The 22256-nt window shown below is 50.2% G+C and carries 18 protein-coding genes and 1 pseudogene; 10 read left to right on the plus strand and 9 right to left on the minus strand.

Annotation, left to right across the window (positions count from 1 at the left end; genetic code table 11):
* Positions 1–7: 7 nt before the first annotated feature.
* The 4 genes from D9T21_RS16620 to D9T21_RS16635 all read right to left on the minus strand — a co-directional run bounded on the left by D9T21_RS16620 (position 8) and on the right by D9T21_RS16635 (position 5334).
* Positions 8–1555, minus strand: coding sequence for an FAD-dependent oxidoreductase (locus D9T21_RS16620; protein ID WP_123326148.1), 1548 nt, complete (start codon positions 1553–1555; stop codon positions 8–10).
* Positions 1556–1575: 20 nt separating this feature from the next.
* The gene (locus tag D9T21_RS16625) at positions 1576–2124 is read right to left on the minus strand and encodes a gluconate 2-dehydrogenase subunit 3 family protein (RefSeq protein WP_164464723.1); all 549 of its coding nucleotides are present in this window, start codon (positions 2122–2124) and stop codon (positions 1576–1578) included.
* A gap of 167 nt (positions 2125–2291) precedes the next feature.
* Positions 2292–4199 carry a sigma-54-dependent Fis family transcriptional regulator gene (locus D9T21_RS16630; RefSeq protein WP_123326151.1) on the minus strand — a complete coding sequence of 636 codons (1908 nt, stop codon included), beginning with the start codon at positions 4197–4199 and terminating at the stop codon, positions 2292–2294.
* 244 nt (positions 4200–4443) lie between these two features.
* The gene (locus D9T21_RS16635) at positions 4444–5334 is read right to left on the minus strand and encodes a transporter (RefSeq protein WP_164464724.1); all 891 of its coding nucleotides are present in this window, start codon (positions 5332–5334) and stop codon (positions 4444–4446) included.
* A gap of 351 nt (positions 5335–5685) precedes the next feature.
* Between D9T21_RS16635 and D9T21_RS23150 the strand changes: the two genes are divergently transcribed.
* Positions 5686–6267, plus strand: a complete 582-nt coding sequence (locus D9T21_RS23150; RefSeq protein ID WP_277423862.1) for a methyl-accepting chemotaxis domain-containing protein — start codon at positions 5686–5688, stop codon at positions 6265–6267.
* A pseudogene (locus D9T21_RS23000) lies at positions 6262–6756 on the plus strand (methyl-accepting chemotaxis protein); the annotation flags it as partial. The gene D9T21_RS23150 and the pseudogene D9T21_RS23000, both read left to right, overlap by 6 nt.
* On the opposite strand, the gene D9T21_RS16645 reads toward D9T21_RS23000, so the two are convergent.
* The 3 genes from D9T21_RS16645 to D9T21_RS16655 are packed head-to-tail and all read right to left on the minus strand — an operon-like array spanning position 6705 to position 8612.
* Positions 6705–7586 carry a carbon-nitrogen hydrolase family protein gene (locus D9T21_RS16645; RefSeq protein ID WP_123326155.1) on the minus strand — a complete coding sequence of 294 codons (882 nt, stop codon included), beginning with the start codon at positions 7584–7586 and terminating at the stop codon, positions 6705–6707. The pseudogene D9T21_RS23000 and the gene D9T21_RS16645 overlap by 52 nt on opposite strands.
* 8 nt (positions 7587–7594) lie before the next feature.
* The gene (locus tag D9T21_RS16650; protein WP_241155741.1) at positions 7595–8185 is read right to left on the minus strand and encodes a GNAT family N-acetyltransferase; all 591 of its coding nucleotides are present in this window, start codon (positions 8183–8185) and stop codon (positions 7595–7597) included.
* 19 nt (positions 8186–8204) lie between these two features.
* The gene (locus D9T21_RS16655; protein ID WP_123326159.1) at positions 8205–8612 is read right to left on the minus strand and encodes a ketosteroid isomerase-related protein; all 408 of its coding nucleotides are present in this window, start codon (positions 8610–8612) and stop codon (positions 8205–8207) included.
* Positions 8613–8968: 356 nt separating this feature from the next.
* Between D9T21_RS16655 and D9T21_RS16660 the strand changes: the two genes are divergently transcribed.
* Positions 8969–11908: a glycoside hydrolase family 2 TIM barrel-domain containing protein gene (locus D9T21_RS16660; protein ID WP_164464725.1), complete on the plus strand. Its 2940-nt coding sequence runs from the start codon at positions 8969–8971 to the stop codon at positions 11906–11908.
* A gap of 160 nt (positions 11909–12068) precedes the next feature.
* Positions 12069–14795 carry a CHASE domain-containing protein gene (locus D9T21_RS16665; protein WP_241155742.1) on the plus strand — a complete coding sequence of 909 codons (2727 nt, stop codon included), beginning with the start codon at positions 12069–12071 and terminating at the stop codon, positions 14793–14795.
* 28 nt (positions 14796–14823) lie between these two features.
* Here D9T21_RS16665 and D9T21_RS16670 read toward each other — a convergent pair whose 3' ends face one another.
* On the minus strand, positions 14824–15798 hold the full coding sequence (locus D9T21_RS16670) for a DUF4382 domain-containing protein (protein WP_123326163.1): 975 nt from the start codon (positions 15796–15798) through the stop codon (positions 14824–14826).
* 352 nt (positions 15799–16150) lie between these two features.
* Here D9T21_RS16670 and D9T21_RS16675 point away from each other — a divergent pair, with 352 nt between their 5' ends.
* Both D9T21_RS16675 and D9T21_RS16680 read left to right on the plus strand, forming a co-directional pair.
* Positions 16151–16594: a (R)-mandelonitrile lyase gene (locus D9T21_RS16675; RefSeq protein ID WP_123326165.1), complete on the plus strand. Its 444-nt coding sequence runs from the start codon at positions 16151–16153 to the stop codon at positions 16592–16594.
* Between the two features lie 80 nt (positions 16595–16674).
* The gene (locus tag D9T21_RS16680) at positions 16675–17895 is read left to right on the plus strand and encodes an NAD(P)-dependent alcohol dehydrogenase (RefSeq protein ID WP_206427292.1); all 1221 of its coding nucleotides are present in this window, start codon (positions 16675–16677) and stop codon (positions 17893–17895) included.
* Between the two features lie 65 nt (positions 17896–17960).
* On the opposite strand, the gene D9T21_RS16685 is transcribed toward D9T21_RS16680, so the two are convergent.
* Positions 17961–18914: an AraC family transcriptional regulator gene (locus D9T21_RS16685; RefSeq protein WP_123326167.1), complete on the minus strand. Its 954-nt coding sequence runs from the start codon at positions 18912–18914 to the stop codon at positions 17961–17963.
* Between the two features lie 209 nt (positions 18915–19123).
* On the opposite strand from D9T21_RS16685, the gene D9T21_RS16690 reads away from it, so the two are divergent.
* The 4 genes from D9T21_RS16690 to D9T21_RS16705 all read left to right on the plus strand — a co-directional run bounded on the left by D9T21_RS16690 (position 19124) and on the right by D9T21_RS16705 (position 22195).
* Positions 19124–19471: a cyclophilin-like fold protein gene (locus D9T21_RS16690; protein ID WP_123326169.1), complete on the plus strand. Its 348-nt coding sequence runs from the start codon at positions 19124–19126 to the stop codon at positions 19469–19471.
* 50 nt (positions 19472–19521) lie between these two features.
* Complete coding sequence (locus tag D9T21_RS16695) at positions 19522–20721, plus strand: MFS transporter (RefSeq protein ID WP_123326171.1); 1200 nt, start codon at positions 19522–19524, stop codon at positions 20719–20721.
* Between the two features lie 87 nt (positions 20722–20808).
* A complete protein-coding gene (locus D9T21_RS16700) occupies positions 20809–21360 on the plus strand; it encodes a protein tyrosine phosphatase family protein (RefSeq protein WP_164464726.1) in 552 nt (183 codons plus the stop codon).
* A gap of 25 nt (positions 21361–21385) precedes the next feature.
* Positions 21386–22195 (plus strand): glucose 1-dehydrogenase, encoded by an 810-nt coding sequence (locus D9T21_RS16705; RefSeq protein WP_123326175.1) that lies wholly within the window; start codon positions 21386–21388, stop codon positions 22193–22195.
* Positions 22196–22256 lie beyond the last annotated feature (61 nt).

Raw genomic sequence — 22256 nt, forward strand, 5'->3', positions numbered from 1 at the left:
TAATACCTTAACTTGGATTCGCTTCGTTAATGTGATCGGCAATGTAACTGGCCAGTGCATACACCGTCTCTGATGGGTTGTAACCAATCGAGGTGGGCAGCAAACTGGCATCTACTACATACAAGCGCTTGATATCATGAGTTTCACCATAGGGGTTAACCACGGTTTTGCGCTTATCGGCACCCATTCGGCAGGTTCCCTGCGGGTGGAACGACGTATAACGATAACGCGCTGGTTGATTTTCAAGGGCATCAATCACGCTGTCTATTTCATCCACGGAGTGAATACGCTGCTTGTCTGAGGTGGGCAGATACAGGTATTTTGCGCCCGAGGCAAACAGGATCCGCGCATTGTCTTTAAGGCCCTTCTTCATGGCTTCAAAGTCTTCATCGTCAACCTGATAGCGAATTTCTTTGTAGCCGTTTTCCAGGGTTACTTCACCGACGTTCTTATCGTGGATCAGGGTGATCAGGCGCGTTGAATTAGGGTAATTCTGCATGTAGCGTACATAGGGTTTACCGGTGCCGGGTTCAGCCATAAACGACGCTTCTACCGGGTCCTGTACTGCGTTCAGCTGGATCCAACCGCCGTCTTCCGGCAGAGTGTGGCTATCATCGAACAGGCTGTGGGTAGCACCGTGAAAATCGTTAAGCTTTTTATCAAACATCGCAGTGACCGACAGCGATGGGTGACAGGCAAAGTTTTTACCTACCTGACCGCTTGAATTCGCCAGGCCGGATTGTTGCAGCAGCAGAGGTGAACCGGTTGGACCCGCAGCCAGCACAACGATTGGCGCTTTAACGCTCATGCGGGTTTTTACCTTGCCGGTTTTAGGGTCAACCACTTCGGCGTTTACACCACTGGCGGCACCGTTTTGCGTATTAATTTTAGTTACCCGGGTGTCGGCATAAATCACCGCACCGTGGTTACAGGCCCAGGGCAGATACGTCACCATCATTGACTGTTTGCGGTCGGTTTTACAGCCGGCAAAGCAAAAGCCGGTCATCGCGCAGTCGCGAATATTACGGCGGGCAAGACCCAGGGGAATATCCAGCGCCTTCATGCCTTTTTTTATGTACTCTGCACCCACACTGGTTTCGTGGCCTTTTACCTCGGTGATGCCAAGGTTTTCTTCAACCTTTTCAAAATAGGGCAGCATGACTTCTGGTGTGAGGTTAGTCAGGCCGAATTCCTTACCCCATTTTTTAAGGTAATAATCAGGGGTACGGAAACACAATGCCGCATTGACCACGGTAGAACCGCCCACGCAGCGGCCCTGCAATACAGTAATATCACCGTCGGTGTTGCTTTGTGCGCCTTCACCTTCGTAAAGGGTTGCCATCGACACCGCCATCATTTCGGTAAACTTCTCAGAAGGCACATAAGGGCCAGCTTCCAGCACAACGACTTTTTTACCGGCTTTCGCCAGCTCGTAAGCGTTGATCCCGCCGCCTGCGCCGGAACCGATAATCACGACATCGGCGTCAAGGTCGAGTTGAGCCGCCGTCATATCGGCAGCAGTGATTACATTTAACTGATTTTTATTTGTAGACATTTTTGTACTCCTACCGATGATTAGGCTTGTGGCTCTGGTGTGATACCGCGTTTAGCGAGTCCCCATTTCTCAGACACGGGGCCGTCATAGCCAAGTGGTGCCCAGGTATTAGGAATTGCCCAGTAGGCGAGTACGGTGAGTTTTTTTATGCCCATCGCAAGTGCGCGATGCGGCGCTACGTCGGAAGCTGCCCACTGATCGACAAATTTAGTTGCCTCTTCGTCAGACAGCTTGGTAAACCGCTTACCAAATGCTTTTTCTGCGCTTTGGTTAAAGTAATGGATCCCCTGATTCAGACCTTTACGAATATGGTGGGGCATACTCGCCAACAAGGCTCCCTCGATAGTTGAAATCACCGGTAACGTGGCCGGGTCAACCAGATTGCTGCCCTCGGTGGGCAGTGAGATAGCCAGCATTTTGTTAAATACGGCCTGCTCGGTAGCATCCATCTTGTTGTCATCAGTCAGGATCCCAGCCATGACCTGCATCGATGAGCAGCTCATCACCGTTGCGCTGATAGCGGTTGCGAGTTTCAGAAACTGCCTGCGTTGATTATTAATTTGTGACATTTGATTGCCCTTTATCATTGTTATAGTGATTAAAACTACGTACACCATGACTACGCAGGGAGCATGCCAAAAGTTAATTAAAAGTTAATTTATTGAATTGTATGTAGTTTTATATTTGAGGTGTGCGGAGTGTTGCAAAATGAAACACTCCGCTAGTGTTACCCGTCTCAGTTTAAGGCAGTGCCTGAGCGGTCTTTAGCCAGTTTGCGATACAAGGTCGCCCGGGAAATGCCGAGTTTTTTGGCTGCCAGGCTCATGTTGCCACTGCAATCTTCTACTACACGGTTGATGAGATCCTGACTAGCCTGATCAAGCAGTCGTCCTGAGTCAGCTGGGGTTGATGTGTTGGCTATGGCAGTCGATGCAACACAGCTTTGGCAGGTTTGATATTCTTCCGGCAATTCATCCATCTGGACAGTCTGACTATCGTCTCCAATGGCATCGGCGTAGAGCAACACATTACGCAACTCGCGGATATTACCCGGCCAGTTGTAGCATTCGATAAAGCGGCTGACCTCGGCGCTGAGCTGTTGTTTATACTGGCAATCGGCGGCCAGAATGGTTTGTGCGATGGCCAGTTTATCGTCCCGCTCGCGTAAGGGTTTGATGGGGATCGCAAAGCCTTTTAGGCGGAAGTACAGATCCTGGCGGAATCGGCCTTCTTCAATGGCCTGTTCCAGATTAACGTTGGTGGCGCATATTAGCTGAAAATCTACTTTGTGCTCTTTTGATGAACCCAGCGGGCTTACCTCGCGGGTCTCCAGTACACGCAGTAACCGGCTTTGCAAAGCCAGCGGCATGTCGCCAATTTCATCTAAAAACAATGTGCCTTTGTCGGCTTCGGCAATACGGCCTTTAAAACCCTTTTTATCGGCGCCGGTAAAGGCTCCGGCCTGATAACCAAACAGTTCACTTTCGATCAGGTTTTCTGGAATTGAAGCGCAGTTAATTGAGATAAACTTGCCCTGACACTGACTGGCATCGTGCAGGTGGCGGGCAGTAACTTCCTTACCCACGCCGGACTCGCCATACAGCATCACCGGCAAACGATTAAGCACTCTCGCACCGCGTTCCACTGACCGGGCTAACTGTTCATCACCAAAGGTGGTATTGGGTACCGATGCAATGACCGGGGCAGGGCGGATCTCTTCGCTACCGCGATCCTCTGTGGTGGGTGAGGAAGGAGTACTAATGACCCTTGAAGCCAGTGTTACACCTGAATGCAGCGTCAGATAGAAAGGTTCACCACTGGCAGCACGGCGGTTTTGAATGATGCCGATATCGGAACTGAACAGACCGTCAAACCAGGTATCAAAGAAACGACGCTGATCGGAAATAAAGGTCGACGCGGCTTCGTTACAGCCAGTCATCTTGCCGTTGGGCGATATGGCCAGCAGCAGGTTGGTAATATCACCAAATTGACCTGACGAGGGGATAATTTCAATCACATAGGTATCGCTGAGATTCAAAATTAAAGACTTTTGAATATTGCGCGCACAGGTTTCCAGCATATAAAACACGGCCATATCATTAATGGAGTGTTCGTTGGTAATGTCCAGCGACGCACACAGGCGGCCCATGTGATCGAACACCGGCGCCGCGGCACAGTGAAAGGTATTATGCTGTTCTTTGTAGTGTTCACCACCAAACACACGGGTAAATTGCTTGGTGTTAACCGCACAGGACATTGCCGTGGTGCCGACATTTTCTTCGTTGAGCATCACGCCATCGCGAAATGCCGAAGCGATACGCGCATTGCTCAGGCGATTTGCCTGACGGACCTGCAGTGCATTACAGTTCTTGTCGGTAAGCAGTACCGACCAGCCTGCACCTGCGACAGCCCGATATAGCTGCTCGACGTGCCGATTTGAGACGGTCAGCAGTTCTTCGTTCTGGTACTTGAGTTGTTCGAGTTTGTCAGGATGCACGTAGCTGTATTCAAGCTTTCCGGACATTCTGACGGTTTGATCTGCGCAGCGAAGCCATGATTCCCGAATGGCACCCGGTAGCATATTAGCTACCTGAATATCTCCCTCATTAAAACGCTGTCGGATTACACTGAGTTCATTGTTCATTACTACAACCTATCGGGAATACTGCCAGGCCTCTATAGACGTTTTGCAGTATATTTTGGGGTAACCGATTAACGAACGCAGAGTCTACCACAAGTTGTAAATTATTTGTAATATGTTTTTACTGTGAACTATAATTCGCATTGCGAACTTTGGGTGGGAGAGCTGTAATGATCGCGGGCTGAGATGCGGCCCTTAAAAAGTGAAGAAAGGTGTAAGTGACGCGCACCACTTACACCCTTATGAATTAAAAGACTTTTACAAATCGCAGGTTGATACGGTCATTTTCGAAAAAGCCATTTTCTACTGAAATGCTGCGGCCATACTGTACCTGAACCTGCAGATCAGGCTGTACAAAGTGTTGTACAGTAAACTGCCAGCGGTTGTTATTCAGTTCGTCCTGTTGGTCCACTCCCGCTACTTCAGATTCGGCACCGAAATCGTGGTAGTAGTTCACCGATGCCGTGGTGGTATCAGAAATATGGTAATTCAGGTGTACCTGATAGCCGTACTGGTCGTCCTGTTCGCGAGTGATTCCCGAAGCACCGAAGTCATCATTATCGCCGAAGAAGGTGTACTCACCTATCAGATGAACTGAAAACTGCTCGGTAATCGGCGTGACAAAAGCAGCCTGGGTAATGAACTTGGTGCGATTCTCACCGAGGTTAACCGGGCCTTTCTCGGTGTCGTAGCTACCTAATGGCAGGGACACAAGACCCGTTACACCAAAAGCCTGCTTGGTATCGGGGTTATTGTATAACCAGATGGTTGCGCCTAGGATCGGGTCGCCAATACCCGAAGCTTCAACTTCAGCGCCACCGGCATTCAGCTTTAGCTGACCAACAGGTAAAATAACCTGCGGATCAACGATAAACCCGCCAACCTCGATGTAGTGAACCCAGCGGAGTAAGCCAATGTCGGCACTCAGTGTAGGGCCGTTTTCAACCTGCTGGCCGTTAACATAGAACTCATCGTTATCAAAAGATTGCAGATATAAAATACCCAAATCAATGCCTGCTGGCAGCGGTGAGTAATCACCCGGATCGGTAGCAACCTGAGCAGCTTGGGTTAGGGGGCTCACTGCAGCACATGAAAGGCCGAGTGACAGCAAGGCAGGTTTAAGTAGTGTGTTTTTCATCTGGTTATCCTTATTAAAAAGTAACGTATCACGTTGCCCTACCTTCTGCATTTAACATTCCATAAACAAAAGTGCTTTATAAAAACAGGTGCTTATGTGAATGTTGTTAAAAAGTATCGAGTTTCAGTGTTTTAAAAAATAACACCTGTATGTGAAGGGGCGTCTCAAAATGAAACAGTTTCTCAACGCAGACGCTTAGTCTGACTAGACACTATTTGTTACGGATAAACCGGGTTATCTGGCTGGTGGTTCCAGATTATGCGGTAAATGTAAGAGAGGTGTTAATTTTGCAGTGGTCCTGCTTTTGTTAAGCAGCCTGCGACGGTTGTACAAAGCAGTGGAGTAAGCGAATTGAATAAAAGAGCAGAGGTTGAGCAGCAAGCTCGAGCAAGAAAAGTCAGAATACTGGCTGCCGGCGGACTGGCCATAGCCGGACTATGGTTGGTGACAGGGTTAGCAGCGTTGTGGAATTTACCGTTAATTGGTTCGCTGGTGGCTGTAATGACAACCTTAGTGATTGGGTGGCTGATACTATATTGCCAACAATTCACTGAGTCATCAGTGATCACCGAATACGTGGAGGTACCGGTTGAAAGCAAAGCTCAGTCACAGCCAACAGCAAGTGATAAAGACGAATCGTTACTAACAGTCATCACAGATAACCATGCACTCTGTGAACAGGTAGCTATGCATACGCAACAAGGGGCACACAGGTTATCCGAAGTGTTACTGGGCATGGAGAAAGCCCGCGAACTGGCCGGTTACTCCGGGCAAAGAGTCGAACAGAGTTACGAAAGCACGCAAAACAGTCAGAAGGCCATAGGATTTCTGGCGGAGCATATCCACAGCGTAGGCGAGGTATTCAGCCAGTTGGCCCGGCAGTCTGATGAGATAGCCTCCATTGTGGTTAAAATTCAGGATATCGCTAAATAAACCAATTTGCTGGCACTCAATGCGTCGATTGAAGCGGCCAGAGCGGGGGATCACGGTAAGGGGTTTGCGGTAGTCGCCAACGAAGTGCGGCAATTGGCGGGGAGTGCCAATGCATCCAGCGAGGAGATCGCAATAATTGTCAGACAGTTAAAGCAAACCTCGGCCGATGCCGGCATGGGGATGCAGTCTGCGGTGGTGTCATGTGAAGATTGCATGACTCAATCCACTATCGCTCTGGATGCCATGGAAGAAATTAAACAAGGGGCTAAAGAGAGAACGTCTATTGTCGCTGATATCTTTCAGAAGCTGCTCGGGCAGCAGCGTATTCTGAGTGATATCGACTCAATATTACGGCAGCAACAAACTGGTATAAACGCGGTTGCCGGTGAGTTTGATGATGGCCAGGCGAATGGGGGGGATGCGCCTGGCGGGTTAACTCAATCGCGCCCGGGGGCGTTTTTTTCGAATTGTTTGGGCCAGTCGCGATAATTAAATACCTGCCCCTCATTGCGAATTCGGGCAATTTCCCCCAGGTCGACGGTGGCATACACCCAGGCTGGGTCGCTGTTCTCACCCTCGGCTAAAATCCCGTTCGCCGGAAAACCATAATCGACCGGGCTATAAACGCTGGCGCGGCCAGTGTTGGCGTCGACGGCTGGTGACCAGTTGGCATCGCCAACCGTAGGTGACTGAACCACATAGCACTGATTTTCTAATGCGCGCGCCTGACAACCAATGCGAACACGGTGGAAGCCCGCCTGGGTATCCGTACAACTGGGTACCAGCAACAAATCGGCGCCTGCCGCTACCTGATGGTTGGCGATCATGGGAAATTCTGAGTCGTAACAAATGTGAATGCCGATTCGGCCAAGTGTTGTATCAATTACTTTAATGTCGGTGCCCGGGCTGATGTGCCATTGTTCGTTCTCAAACCGGGTCATGATGAGCTTATCCTGATAGCCGAGCAGACCCTCAGGGCCGAACAGGTTTGCGCGATTTACAAAACTGCCATCTTCCTGCGCGGTAGGAAAAGAACTGGCCAGAATATGCACGTCGTATTCAGCCGCTAACGATTTATGCAGGGCAACCCAACGGGGTAACAGGCTTTGCATAGCGTGGAGTTGCTTAGCTAAATCACTATACACCGCTTCACCAAACAGTGAGGTGAGCTCCATACTGCCATACTCAGGAAAAACCAGCAGCCTGGCCCCTTGTCTGGCCGCGCGGCTTACCCAGTCATCAAGCTTTCTGGCAAACTCATCCCAGTGTTCAAAAAAACCGATGTCATACTGAGCCGAGGCCAGTTTAAATGTATGCATTGCTACTCCTAAGTGAGTGCTTTCATCCAGAATGTCATGGGTTTGGCAGACTCCTCAGACTCTCCCACTTCCTTCCAACTGAAGGTGGTCGTCAGGTCGGCACATTTCTGATAGCCGCGATGCTGCCAGAATGTATCAAGCGGCTGAAAATCTGCCGGGCGAGCCGGGTGATCGGCCGGGCGCTCAACCGCACAAAAGCATGAGTGGGTAATGCCTGCGATGGACATGGCGTGCGCCTCACGGTATTCAAAAAAGGCAACGCCCGCGCCCTGACCACGATATTGTGGCAGCAGCACCGACTCGCCACAATAAAATATGCGCTCAGTATCAAACCCGGCCTCAACAAAAGGCTGCTTTACTTCCGTAGTTTCATGTTTCAGCGGTACGCCGGTAGATGCGCCTACGGCTTTAGCGCCATCGAATGCCAGTACGATAATACTGTCTGGCGCCTCAATATAGGTGCTCAGATACCGGGCTTCGTAAGCGGCATCGCCATCATACAAATAGGGAAAGTCGCGAAACACCTGCATGCGCAGTTGGGCGAGCTCATCTATATATTGATGTAGCGCTGCACCGGATAAACATTTAAAAGTAAGCATAATAAGTGTTGTGTAGCAATCAGGCCGAAACCTGTGCTATCCAGTCTTCAAGGTTGTAATAGTTGGTTACCCGGGCAACCAGGCCATCGCGAATATCAAAAAACGCACCGGCCGGCAGTTTATACGTTTGCCCGTTTGCTTCGGGCAAACCCTCATCGGTGGCCAGGTATTCGCCTAATACGGTGAACTCTACAGCGGCGCGATCGCCTGCGGTATTGGTCATTACCTCAATATCTACAATGGTTTCTTTGTAGTTATTGTTCATGCGCTCCATAAACGCTACAAACGCATCCTTACCCACTTCGCGAACGCCCTGATTGATGTCATGAATAACATCATCAGTGAGCAGCGACAAAAAGGTGTCCATATCCTGCTTGTTAAAAGCAGCGTAGTAATCCTGAAGTAATTTAACAGTTGCCTGACTCACAAAAAAATCCTTCCTAAATGGCTAAGAAGCGAATGATAGTCCGCTGGGTTAAGAGTTTAAATACCCGCTGGCGGTGATTGACCGATTTATGTCGCAGGTTTAACTATCAGCCTGTTATTCAGGGGGATTGCCAGCGAGGTTCCGACGGCAGCAAAAATCACCCGGCAAGCCCTGTTAGCGCTATGCTGGTATTAGTGCTGATAGCTATGGGGTATAAAAACTATTTACAAGCTCATTAACGAATTTGCTACATTAATAAGTAATATTGTATTAATATATGGGCAAAAGAGCAGTCGATGCCACCGGTGGCAATTGGTGTTATCGAAAAATTTTCAAACTCGTGGAGGAATAACGGGATGATAAATGGCTATTTTAGCGGCCTGAATACCCTTTTTGCGCCGACTGGTAAAAAGGTTATCAGCACGGACACACCGGTCAGGACCAGCCTTTGGCGGGCCGGTATGGTCGGCGCGCTGGCGCTCATTATGGGCGCCTGTTCCAGTCAGTCAGATGTAGCGTCTGACACCGCAGCAACCAATACTATGATGCTTAGCGGCACTGGCAGCGACGACGCAGTGGAATGGGATTTCTACTGTGACAAAGGACGCAACTGTGGCGAGTGGAGTAAAATCGCCGTGCCGTCTAACTGGGAACTCGAAGGGTTTGGTGGTTACGACTACGGCCATATTCGTGAAAAACATGATGAGCAGGGCACCTATCGTCGCGATTTTGATGTGCCGGCGAGCTGGCAGGGCCGCACCGTTAAAGTGGTGTTCGATGGCGTAATGACCGATACCACGGTGTTCGTTAACGACCAGCAGGTGGGGCCTACTCACCAGGGCGGATTTTATCGGTTTAGTTACGACATCACGCCTTATCTTAACTTTGGCGAGTCCAACCAGATTAAAGTGGTAGTCGATAAAATTTCGGCCGATAAGAGCATCGAAGCTGCGGAACGTCAGGCTGATTACTGGGTGTTTGGTGGTATCTTCCGTCAGGTTTTCCTGCAGGCATTACCTGCATCACATATCGACTGGGTAAGCCTGGATGCCAAGGCCAGCGGCCAGTTCGACGCTGAAGTATATTTTGAAGGTCTGACCGGTGCTGAAACCGGCGTTGAAGCACAGATTCTGGACATGGATGGTAAGCCAGTAGGCAAACCATTTAGTGCGCCATTGCAAGAGAATAAGGCCGTGGTGAGCACAGCCATTGCTAATCCAAAGTTATGGTCTGCGGAATATCCTAATCTTTATCAGGTTCGTTTTACCCTGAAAGCTGGTACCGACCCCCTGCATACGCTGAATAAAACCTTTGGTTTCAGAACGTTTGAATTGCGCCCTCATGATGGATTGTATCTGAATGGCGAAAAAATCATTTTAAAAGGGGTTAACCGTCATAGTTTCCGTCCGGAAACTGGCCGTACAACGTCTAAACAAATCAGTGTCGATGATATTGAACTGATCAAAAGCATGAATATGAATGCGGTGCGTATGTCGCATTACCCGCCGGATGTGCACTTCTTGGAAGCTGCCGACCGTATGGGGATTTATGTGATCAACGAACTGACCACCTGGCAGCAGCCTATCCTGGATACAGAGCCGGCTCGTCGCCTGGTAGCACAGTTAGTTAAACGCGATCAGGCACACCCCAGTATTCTGATGTGGGCCAATGGTAACGAAGGCGGCTGGAATACCGAAGTTGATGACGACTACGCTATTTACGACCTGCAAAACCGTCCGGTACTGCATCCCTGGGAGCTGTTCCGCAATATCGATACCGATCATTATCCAACCTACGCTGAGCTGCTATCGAAAGGTCCGCAAAACGAGGTTTTCTTCCCCACTGAGTTTTTACACGGGTTATACGACGGTGGCCATGGTGCCGGTTTACGCGACTTCTGGAATTTCATTACCTCGCAGCCTTTTGGCGCCGGCGGTTTCCTCTGGGTACTGGCTGATGAAGGACTGGTTCGAACCGACGAGAACAACCGAATCGATACCGATGGCAACCATGCTCCCGACGGTATTGTAGGGCCACACGGCGAAAAAGAAGGCAGCTTCTTTACCATTAAGGAAATCTGGGCGCCGGTTCAGGTAGAAAACCTGCCAAACGGTGAGTTATTACCAGCCGACTTTAACGGCGAGCTGCAAGTCAGCAACCTGTATGACTTCACTAACCTGTCAGAAACCAGTCTGCAGTGGCGTTTATATGCGCCAGCGACGGCCTTCTCACCCGAGAAGCAGCTCATTGCCAGCGGCAGCCAGTTGTTACCGGCTATCGCGCCTAACGCTACCGGTACGGTTAAACTGGAGCTACCCGCCAACTGGCAGCAACAAGGCTGGCTGGAAGTCGAATTCTTTAACAAGCATAAGGAATCTGTCTGGACTGATACATGGCCGGTACAGGATGCTGCCGCAAACGATTCGCTGACCACTGCTGAGTTTGCCAGCCAGGTCGAGAAACAGCGCCCAGAAATCATTGTGGAAAACGATAATGAACTGGTGATCAGGGTAGCTGATAAATTTCTGGCCCTCGACGCCTCCACCGGCTTACTGAAATCCTTCGCCAGGCCCGGCAAGACGGCGCTGTCAAACGGTCCGCGACTACTACGTTCCGATAATAGCCGGTACGAGGGGCAGTACAACGGTGTTGGAAGCTGGAAGCTGCACGATCCAAATGCCTCCGAACAGGCGTCTGATGCTTCAATAACAACGCAATACGAAGGTGACGATTTGCTGATCTCAGTGGCTAATCCGCCAGCCGGGTTTACTCAACTGCAGTGGATTGTGCGCGCTGAGGGTTACTTATCACTGGATGTGGAATACGAGCTGAACGGTAACTATATTCTGCATGGCATCGCGTTTAACTATCCGCCACAGAGCATTACCCGCAAGCGCTGGTTAGGCGATGGTCCTTACCGGGTATGGGCAAACCGTATGGAAGGGGTTTCTTATTCCGTGTGGGAAAACGAGTATAACGAAGGTGTAGCGGGTGAGCACTGGGAGCTACCGGAGTTTAAAGGTTACTTCTCTGATATTCAGTGGTTGACCTTGGGCGCGTACGACCAGGAGGTTCATTTCTCTGTTGCTACGCCGGACATTTTTGCCCGGGTTATGCAACCGGAAGATGGCGTTCGTCCGGATAATACCGTGGGGTTAACCTACAACGGTGAAATTAGTTTCCTGCACCGGATTAATGCCATTGGTACTAAGTTTCATGCTGCGCATAACATGGGCCCACAAGGTGAGGAAGTTGCTGAACAAGGTACCCGCAGAATTAAACTGAATATTTTCTAACAGATACCACAGCCAGGCTGTGGTCATAATCTGCACTATAAAAGCATGATCCATTGGGTCATGCTTTTTTTTAGGCAGGGATTCGGATCGCCTATATAATTAATCAGAGGAACGGTGCATATTTTCAGAGCTGGTTTTGTATACTGGTGCATCCTGAGTATTGAATTTTGTTGAGTATAAATCGATGTCGGTGAAAGACTTAAGGCGTGCATCCATCCAGAGCAGTATCAGCAAGTCTGTGTGGTTACCACTGATAGTCCTGGTCATCGGCTACCTCTATGCCACCGAAGTGGGTAAAAGTTACGAAGCGCAGCGAGGCCAACTGATCACCGATGCCCTGGAACGGCGTCTGGCGCAAATCAGCGAAGCGGTAAATGATCGGGTATCACTTTATGCGTACGGGCTGTCGAGCTTAAAAGCATCGATTGTGGCAGTAGGTATAGATAACCTGCATTACGATTATGTACAAACCTATGCCAGAAGCCAGAATTACAGCCAGCAATACCCGGGCGCACGGGGCTTTGGCTTTATCCGCAGGGTCGAGGTAACAGACTTTGCCGAATTCATGGCCAGGGCAAGGCTGGACAGGCCGGATAAGCAATTTGAACTACGCACGTTAACGCCTCATACCAACAGTTATTTTATCATCCAATACATAATGCCCGAGCACGCAAACCTGCAGGCAATCGGGCTGGATATTGGCTCTGAAACCATGCGTCGGCGCTCTGCAGAGAAAGCCGCAAAATCCAATTCTACTCAGTTAACGGCGCCCATCACCCTGGTGCAGGCAAATAAAAAGCGCTTGCAGGGCTTCTTAATTATGCAGCCGGTGTACAATACTCTCAACGTGCCTGAGGGGGATGATCCGCGGATGGATGCGTTGGTGGGCTGGAGCTACGCACCACTGCTGATTGATGAAGTGTTGTCCTCGGTAAGTGGTTTACGCGATGATGTAATGCTTACCATCGATGATATCTCTGCCGGTGAAGCCCTGACGTTCTTCGGGCGTCATCAGGATGGCAGTCTTGACGCTCTGAAAATTCAGCAAACCTTACAACTGTTCGGCCGTGACTGGCGTTTATCGTTAACGCCAAACCAGGCCTTTATTGATGGTTTGCGTTTACCCTCCAGACAACAGGCGTTCAATAATACGCTGGCCATTGTTACCAGCCTGGCGCTGGTGATTTTCAGCCTCCACATTGTGTTAAGCCGCCGCGCCGATGCAAAACGTTACGAACGGGAGCTGGCTGAGGCTAACCAGCGCGCTCTGGAGTTAAACAACGAAAAGCTGGAAGGTGAAGTGGCCGCCCGCACCTATGAGATAGCCCAGGCGAATATCTTACAGCGGCGGATTTTGGAAAGCGCCGGTTATGCGCTGATTGCTACCGACAATGAGGGCCTGATAACAGCATTTAACCCGGCAGCAGAAAAACTGATTGGCTATCGCACGGAAGAAATGGTTGGTAAGCAGACTCCGGCTGTTTTTCACTTATATGAAGAGATGGAAGCCCGGGCCGCAGAGCTCTCTGAAGAACTCGGCCGGCCGATTGAACCCGGCTTCGATGTGTTCGTGGAAAAAGTCATAGACGGCAACACAGACATCAACAACTGGACCTATGTGCGCAAAGATGGCTCCAGGGTCCCGGTGCGACTCAGTGCTACCAGTTTATTCGATGAGGACGGCAAACTATTTGGTTTCCTGGGGATAGCTTACGACCTCACTCCGCAGTTAAAACGCGAGCAGGAATTAAAAGAGGCGCGGCTTCAGGCTGAGCAGGCCAATGAGGCCAAGTCGAGCTTCCTGGCCAATATGAGTCATGAAATCCGTACGCCGTTAAACGGTATTTACGGTGCCCTGCAACTGATCCGTCGCTCCGATGCGGGTGAGCAACACGGTGGTTTGCTGGATAAGGCAATTTACTCCACTCGCAATCTGAGCCGGATTATTAACGATATCCTCGACTTCTCAAAAATCGAAGCGGGTAAGATAAGTATCGACCCGCATCGTTTTAGTTTGTCGACCATGCTTGATGGACTGCAATCGGATATGTCGATGTTAGCAGGTAATAAGCCGGTAGCGTTGATCTTTGAGAATCTGGCAAATCATGATGTCTGGATTGGTGATGCGGTGCGAATACGGCAGGTGCTGCTGAACATTGGCACTAACGCCATAAAATTCACCGAGCAGGGAAAAGTGACTATATCGGCCCGTAATACCGCCAGTGACGAGTTACTGTTCAGTATTACCGATACCGGCCAGGGTATGACCAAAGATGCCCTGGACCGGCTGTTTGATCGCTTTGAACAAGCTGATTCTTCAACCACTCGTAAATACGGCGGCACGGGGCTGGGAATGGCCATCACCCAGTCACTGGTGCATTTAATGCACGGCAAGATCCGGGTGGTCAGTACCCCGGGTGAAGGGTCCAGGTTTATTGTTACCTTACCAGTAGTTAAGGCTGCAGGAGACGTGCTTGACGCTGCGCCGGATACAAATGATAAAGAACCTGATTTAAGCCACTCAATGATTCTGGTGGCCGAAGATAATGAAATTAATCGCTCAGTAATGGAAGCCATGCTGGCAGACACCAGAGCCACCATTTATTTTGCTGAAAACGGCCTGGAAGCCGTTGAATTTGTAAATAAAAAATGCCCGGGTTTGGTGTTAATGGATATTCAGATGCCGGTGATGGATGGCGTTGAGGCTTGCAAAAAAATTAAGCTTCATCACCCGGATTTGCCGGTGATTGCGGTAACCGCCAATGCCATGGCTGCTGATGTGGAGCTTTACCATGAAGAAGGCTTTGATGGTTATTTGTCGAAGCCAGTGGACGTTGGGCAACTGAATGCCGTACTGGCGCAATATCTTACTGTGGAGACAGAGTGAATCGGGCAGTCCGTTGCCCGTCTGAGGATTATTGAATGTCGATAGTGGTTTGTTCGGTTGCTGTTACCGATGTTTCGACAACGGCCTGGAAGCTGAATACCTCGGCATTCTCATCAGTTTCAGGCTCGTCGTTCAACGCCAGGCAGCTGAAGCCTACCGTATAAGGGCCGGCAGGCAGATAGCCAGCAACAAATTCATAGCTCTCACTCTCTTCATTGTAATTGACGTTAGCCACAGTGTAGGGCGAGATTTCATCGGCATTGGCTGGCTCGTCGGCATCATCGCCCAGCAGCGTTTCGTCCAGCGTGTCGCCTTCATATATGTAAACGGCATTACCGCTGTTCATATCTATCTTTTCGGCACAAGCCGCGCTTTCAATTAACGCTGGTGAAACCGTGCCGAGTAACGTGCCCACTGAGTTGTTTGCGACTAACCGCACGCCACGGGGTTTTAAGAATATAGTGTTAGGCTGACCCACCGGGTCTACCAGGCTCTTACGCAAATCAAATTCTACGGTATAAGCGGCTTCTACTCCCGGCAGGGCTTCAATACCGTCGAGCTTCAACTCGTTGCTGGGCACTTTGAGTTCAAAGGTGCCGCTGTCCATTTCAATGTAAGAGTCTTCGGTGACTTCAAGGCGCAACTGGGTATAAGTCCCAATAGGGATTTCGGTGGCATCCACTATGGTAACAAAGGCTTCGCCCTGATAATTGAGCAGGTCGATGGCCTGCGGATCGTTGTTTTCATCGCGCACATCGAAGGTAATCGGACCGTCGGGACCAATAAGCTCCACGGTATTAAAGTACACCACAACAGCGTTAGCCTGATCTACCGGGGCATCTGATACGGCAAGACTGAAAGAGGCTGTGTCTGGTTCAGGGGTGGGATTATCACTGCCACCACCGCCACAGGCGACCATGGCGGACGACAGGGCAACAACAGAAAGTGTTCTCGTGGTTTGCTTTTTTAAAGCGTTTGAAACGAAGTTTAACGGCTTTTTCATTTTTCGACTCCTACATCAATGCATGGCATTGAACATCTTTTTTCATTTTCTCAATAAGTATAGTGCCATTATGCTCTATCAAGCGTTGTGCCAGGCCGGTAAGGCGTATGTTTATCAATGCTTTAGTTTTAATTATTGTAAGTAATCAAACTTGCACAGTCGGTAAATGTTGCAATTTTGCTACAGAATTTACTTAGGGTTCATGGGCATACGTTTAGGCAAGTAACCGGCAGCTTTATGTATTAATGTTTTGGCTGATTCGCATTAATCTCTCATTATCCAGAGCTGGCGCTCACAATTTAACCGGTTGAGCACTGCCTGACACATTCAGACAATACCTAAGGAGTTTTGTATGAGCGACGATGCTAACACCAATGAAGATATGAATATTCAGCGCGCCGACCAGCAGGAGCTGATTAAAGGCCCGGACGAATGCTTTGTCGGTGACGTGTATATCAGTAATCTGTTTAACGCGCCTGAGCCCGCCAGAGTGGGAGCGGCCATCGTTAATTTCGAACCCGGCGCCAGAACCAACTGGCATACCCATCCGCTGGGGCAAACTCTGGTAGTCACTAAAGGTGTTGGCTGGACCCAATGTGAGGGCGGCAAGAAGACCGAAATTCGCCCGGGAGACATTATTTGGTGCAACTGTGGCCGTCGCCACTGGCATGGCGCAACGGCTACCGAGTCCATGCAACATGTGGCGGTACAGGAAGCGCTGGACGGTAAAGCCGTTGACTGGCAGGAGCCGGTCACGGATGACATCTATCTGTCTGAAGACATCGTCAGAGACTAACTGACTATCTGAATGCAGGCTCCGCCCGGAGTCTGAACCTTTCTCATTGTTTATATCGGGCCCATGCCTGAGGAGTTTCTATGTGCAAAAATCATCATCAACACGATGCGGTAACCGCCGCAAAGATATCACCAGAAGGCGCTTCCCGACGTAAGTTTATTCAGTCTTCTTCAGCGGTTGGAGCGGGGATCATGCTATCTGGCCTGGTTCCGTCACTGTCGTCTGCTGCGCCGGTTTCCTCAAAGCCAGGGCAAAATATCAAGTCTAAAGGTTACGCGGCCTTTGATGAGTCCGGGGTGCTCAAACCCTGGGAGTTTGAGCGTCGCCCGGTTGGCGATGACGATATTCTGATTGATATTAAATTTGCCAGTATCTGCCATTCAGACATTCACCAGATGAAAGGGCACTGGGCGCCTCAGCAATACCCTCAGGTGCCTGGCCATGAAATTGTCGGTGTGGTGGCCGCGGTGGGTAAAAACGTGACTAAATTTAAAGTGGGCGATCGCGCTGGCGTTGGCTGTATGGTAGATGGTTGCTCAGATTGCGACACCAGTGAAAACCGCGGTGAACAATACAGCCCAAAAACCAAGTTTACCTATGGACACCCGGATGAAAGGGCTCCTACTGGCATTACTCAGGGCGGCTATGCCACCAATATTGTGGTGCGCGATCATTTCGCCGTACATATTCCTGAGGCCATTAGTTTTGAGGAAGCGGCACCGCTGTTATGTGCTGGCGTGACGACCTATTCGCCCATTCTTAAATTCGATTTAAAACCCGGTGACAAAGTAGGGGTGGCTGGCATTGGCGGGTTAGGCCACTTAGCCGTGAAACTGGCGGTAGCCAAGGGCGCAGACGTCTATGCCTTTACTACAACGCCGGATAAAGTTAACGATATTAAAGGCTTCGGTGCTAAGGAAGTGATAGTGCTTGAAGATAACGACAAGCTTAACGAGTACCGCGGTCAGCTCGATTATATGATCAATACGCTGCCCGTGGCCTATGATGTTGCGGCTTATGCAGCGGTAGTAAAACCCTTTGGTACTTACACCCAGGTGGGGATGCCCAATGGCTTTACCGTATCGGTTAATGCGTTAGCGTTGTCGGCGTCACAGGTTAACTTTAATGCGTCACTGATTGGCGATATGCAGGAAACCCAGGAGATAGTGGACTACTGTGTTGAACATAATATTCGTCCTGAGATCCAGGTGATCCCGGCCAGCGATGTGAATAAAGCGTGGGAGAGTGTGGTCAATAAAACCGCTCGCTACCGCTATGTGATTGACTCATCTACTATCTGAACCACAACAAAAAGGCGCTGACCGGGATGCGGGTAGCGCCTTTTTTGTGCCCGTAAAACTGTCGGTTAGTGCTCTAACCCCATCAGCAGTGTACCTGCCTCTTTACCGCCCATTTTCTGCCACTGATTTTCGATGTCACGTTTTGGTGATGCACCAAATAAACGGGAGTATTCACGGGAGAACTGTGACGGACTTTCATAACCCACCTGGTAAGCGGCGGTTGAGGCATCCATGTCTTCACCGAGCATCAGACGACGGGCTTCTAACAGACGCAGCCGTTTTTGATATTGCAGCGGGCTCATGGAAGTCAGCTGACGGAAATGATGATGAAAGGTAGATTTACTCATCTGCGCCATGTCGGCCAGCGACTCAACACTGTGGGCTTTATCGTAATTGGCTTTGAGCCATTCGATGGCTTTGGCCACGCGCAGCCCCTGGCTGCCAGCCGATACCACCTGACGTAGTCTGGCGCCTTGTTCGCTGGTGAGTACGCGCCAGAAAATTTCCCGCTTAATCAGCGGGGCCAATACCGGGATTGAGTCTGGCTCATCAAGCAGGTTTACCAGACGTTCGCAGGCGTTATACAGCTCTGGAGTAGTGTGCCCCAGCACCATGCCTTTATCCGATAAACTTTCGGTTGGCTTAACGTAAGGCGCCTGTAGGATCAGTTCACTCATCACCGCCAGATCAAACTTGATCACCAATCCCAGATAAGGGGTTTCTTTGTTTGCTTCCAGCACCTGCATCCGGGCCGGTAAGTCTAACGAAGTGATCAGAAAGCGGTTTTTGTCGTACTGAAAAGTGTCGTCACCCAGGGTCATACTTTTCATGCCTTGCACAACCATCGCAATACTTGGTTCCACAACACACAGTGAACAGGACGAGGCAGCCTCGTTCTGGCGGTAGAAAGAAAGCCCTTCAATCGCAGTATCGAGCATTGCTTTACCGGCAGTGCGTTTATCGATTTGAGCTGCCAGACGTGTTCTGGATACCTCTGCAAGTTGATTGTCAGTGATCATGAGTTTTCCTTCTGTTTTGTAACAGGTGTTGTATAAGCCAAGTTTACCCTATGTTTTACCGGGCAGTATGAATAAATCCTTTTGCTCGGATGAATGTGCAATAAATTTGCAGTAATTGCCTGTTTTTTTGACGGTGAGTCAGAAAAAATAGCATGTATAGCTAATAGTAAGTTTTAATCTGACAGGATCACTGTCAGTAAGGGATATTTATGCAGATCACTTTCACCACCGGCAATAAAACCTGTAGCGCTGAGCTGAACGACTCAGTAGCGGCAGAGGATTTCGCTGCCCGTTTACCGCTAACCCTGACCCTTAAGGATTACGCCGGCATAGAAAAAATCGCTTACCTGGATAAGCCTCTGGATACCCGTGATGCGCCCGCCGGCCATAAAGCCAGCGCCGGTGACATTACTTACTACGCGCCGTGGGGAAATCTGGCGTTGTTCAAAAAATCCTTTGGTTATGCCGATGGGTTGGTTAATCTGGGCAGGTTCACCGGTGACTACGCTGTACTTTTTCAGTCATCACAGACTGAGGTAGTGATTACGTTAGTGTAGGTGCAATCTTTTCTGTTAAGTAGACCACCTTCTCCGCGGAGCTGAATATTTTGAAACTTCAATCCAACGCCACTTTCTGGGTGGCGTCGTGTGCTTTTGTACTGGTGTTTATGACTTCCGGTACGCCTATTTCCCTATTTAACCTCTACCGTGTGGAAAATGGCCTAACCAATGCCGATCTCGGTGTGGTCTCGCTGGCCTATTTCATTTCTGCTGCTGTGGCATTACTGATGTTTGGCCGTTTATCCAACCATATCGGCCGCAAACCCATGGCACTTATTGCCATTGGCTGTTGCGCACTGTCGTGCATATTGCTGATGCTGATGACCGACGTAACCCTGTTGTTTGCCGCCCGCCTGTTACAAGGCTTTGCCTGTGGTGTGGCAACCAGCAGTATTGGCGCCTATGCTGTGGATGCCGGGGAACATCAGCCAAAGTGGCTGGTGGCAGCGGTTGCCAGTACCTCACCAATGGTGGGGATCCCACTGGGAGCGATTAGCAGTGGTGCCCTGGTAACCTGGGGGCCGTATCCTAAAATCACCATTTTTGCCCTGGTGTTAACGCTGCTGCTGGTGTGCCTGGCATTGCTGTTTAATTGCCGGGAAACCATTAACCGTCAGCCCGGGGCGCTGGCATCTTTGCGGCCAAGTCTGCACCTTCCCACAGGTAAAACGTTTATTTTTGTCGCCACTGCCGGGGTAGTCATTTCCACCTGGTCGGCGGGGGGCTTTTATCAGGCCTTTGGACCGTCGATAGTGGCAGAGCAACTGGCTATGGATAGTGCTATTGTAGCCGCGATTGCCTTTTCATCGATTATGGGCCTCACGCCGTTTGGCAGCTATTTATCCGGTCGGTTATCGCCGCGTCGGGCTGTGCAGTCTGGTATGGCGCTGTTTTGCGTGGCGGTAATGAGTATTACCCTGGCGTTGCAACAGGGCGGACTGGTGTTGTTTATCGTGGCCAGTTTGTCGGTAGGTATTGCTCAGGGGCTCGCGTCTACCGCGTGTATTAAGTTACTGCTGCAGGACGAACCACAACATTATCGGGCGGGTCTGTTATCCACCGTGTATATCATTTCTTATTCAGGTGCTGTGTTACCGGCTTTCGGAGCCAGTATTGCGGCCAACTGGTTTTCTGTTTTCACCGTTTGGTGCGGCTATGCTGTACTGGGTGTCGGGGCGGCCGCGATCGCGCTTATGGCCACAGTGCTGGTTCGCCGTTCCCGTCAGGCTGAGGTGGTGGGCAGTTAAGCGCCAGGCAGGTTGATTGCAGTTTACCGGGTGTTCTTTATACTGGCATTGGATAGCAGCAGGTTTGCTGTAATGAAGGAACAGGCAATGATTACAGACAGGAATAGAACAGGCAGGACAATCCGCGCATGGCTGTTAGGGTTAGCCGGCTTTATGGCGTTTGCCGTCGGCGCAGACGAACAACCACTGACCAGCCTTAAAAATTATCAGGTCAATACGCCACAGATGATGAGCTCCGGCTTACCTGATGCTGCCCATTTTGAAACCTTTAAATCCCTGGGCGTCACCCGGGTAATTGATCTTATCCCCGGAGACAGGGATGAGGAACAAACTTTAGTCAGCGATTTGGGCATGGATTACCACAATATTCAGGTGGAGTGGGAAAACCCAACGGTGGCCAATTTCGTCGACTATGTGGCGTTTATGGAAAGCCCGGCCCAACAGGGCGTAACGTTAACACACTGCAAGTTAAACTGGCGGGGCGCGGTATTCACCTATTTATATCGTGTTATCCGCCTGCAGGAAGACGAAACCGTCGCGCGGGAAGGTATGCTGGCTATCTGGCAGCCCAATGAAACCTGGCAGCAGTTTATCGAAAAGGTAAAGCAGCATTACCAGGCGGAGTCGTTTTCGGGTTAATAGTTAATTTTTACAGGAGGCAAGGATGCGTTTAACTAACAAAATAGCACTGGTGACCGGCGCAGCCAGAGGGATTGGTCAGGCAATCGCTGAAGAGTTTGCCCGACAGGGGGCTGCGGTCATTGTTACTGATGTAGACGAACAGGCCGGCCAGCAGGTTGCCAGTGATATTGGTGACTCAGCGCAATTTTTGCCGCTGGATGTGGGCTCCGAGGACGCATGGGCAGCTATTTCCGAGCGCGTGCGCGACGACTTCGGAAGACTCGATATTCTGGTGAATAATGCGGGAATTACCGGCTTTATGAGCCATCCCGGCCCGTTTGATCCTGAACACTTTAATTTAGACAGCTGGCATGCCGTGCACCGGGTAAATCTGGATGGTGTTGCGCTGGGCTGTAAATATGCCATAGGCTTAATGAAGCACAGTCCGGCAGCCAGTATCGTTAATATCTCCTCACGTTCCGGCATGGTGGGGATCCCGGCGGCAGCGGCTTACGCATCGAGTAAGGCGGCAGTGCGAAATCACACCAAATCAGTTGCGCTTTACTGCGCCGAAAAAAGCTACCCTATTCGGTGTAATTCCATTCATCCCGGGGCGATCCTGACGCCCATCTGGGAGGCCATGCTTGGTGAGGGCGAAGCACGGCAACAAGCCATCGCAGCTATCGCCGCAGACATTCCGCTGCAACATATGGGATCGCCACAAGATGTGGCCTTTGCTGCGGTTTATCTTGCCTGCGATGAGTCAAAATATGTTACCGGTACTGAGCTAACCATAGACGGTGGGATTCTGGCAGGTTCGTCAGCCCGGCCTCCCACCAGTGACGAGGAATAATCTCAAGTTTTTCGCGGTCATAAATCAAAGAGCCAAAAAAATAGATGTAGATCAAATTTTA

Origin of the sequence: Marisediminitalea oceani, from assembly GCF_003731635.1 — a bacterium.
Taxonomy (GTDB): domain Bacteria; phylum Pseudomonadota; class Gammaproteobacteria; order Enterobacterales; family Alteromonadaceae; genus Alteromonas; species Alteromonas oceani.